The following is an 883-nucleotide window of genomic DNA, read 5'->3' as shown; positions in this document are numbered from 1 at the left end:
CGGGGAATCGGCCCGGCCCGGTCGTCGTTACATCCCCGAGCGACGGGCACCCCCGGCCGTCCCCGGGAATGACCCCGGCCGGCCCGTCGTTACATCCCCGAGCCGCGGAGCAGGCCCCCGTCGGGCCGCCCGCGCCGCCACAGCCCTCTTTTGACGGGCACCCCCAAGACTTTCCCCCTCCGCGGCACTCCCGCCGCGGTCATCCCCCAACAGGGAGGCAACCATCATGGCTACCACTCTGCTGCGTAAGACCGTTCTGACCGCTGCCGGTATCGCCGCCACCGCCGGTGGCATCGCCGGCCCCGCCATCGCCGCCCACGCCGCCCCCACCGGCACCACCGCCGTGGTGGCCGACCGCAAGGGCCACGGCGAACGCGAACTCGACGTCCGCTACGAGGCGCAGCCCAACTTCTACTTCTGCGGCCCCGCCGCCGCCCGCAACGCCCTGTCCGTACAGGGCAAGAACATCGACGTGCACGCCATGGCCCGCGAGATGGGCACCACCGAGGCCGGCACCAACAGCATCAACGACATCACCCCCGTCCTGAACAAGGAAACCGGCACCGGCAACGCCTACAAGTCGGTCGAGATCAGCACCCCCAAGGCCGACGACAAGCAGACCGACACCCTGCGCGCCGACGTCGTCAAGACCGTCGACGCCGGCCGGGCCGTGGTCGCCAACATCGCCGGCACCGCCACCGACACCGACGGCAACACCCACTCCTTCGAAGGCGGCCACTACATCAGCGTCATCGGCTACCGCGACAACGGCAACACCGTCACCATCGCCGACAGCGCCGACCCCAACACCGCCACCTACCGCATGAGCATCGACAACCTCGCCGACTGGATCGCCACCCGCGGCTACAGCACCAGCTAAGAC

General features: G+C 70.1%; 1 protein-coding gene. It reads left to right on the top strand.

Annotated elements, in window-relative coordinates:
• Nucleotides 1-226: 226 nt before the first annotated feature.
• Nucleotides 227-880: a C39 family peptidase gene (locus V6U82_RS31505; RefSeq protein ID WP_334467655.1), complete on the top strand. Its 654-nt coding sequence runs from the start codon at nucleotides 227-229 to the stop codon at nucleotides 878-880.
• Nucleotides 881-883: the final 3 nt, after the last annotated feature.

Source organism: Micromonospora sp. CPCC 205554 (assembly GCF_036902745.1).
GTDB classification, from domain to species: Bacteria; Actinomycetota; Actinomycetes; order Mycobacteriales; family Micromonosporaceae; genus Micromonospora; species Micromonospora tulbaghiae.
The sequence above is the reverse complement of the archived record's forward strand: the minus strand, read 5'-3'. Positions and strand labels throughout refer to the sequence as shown.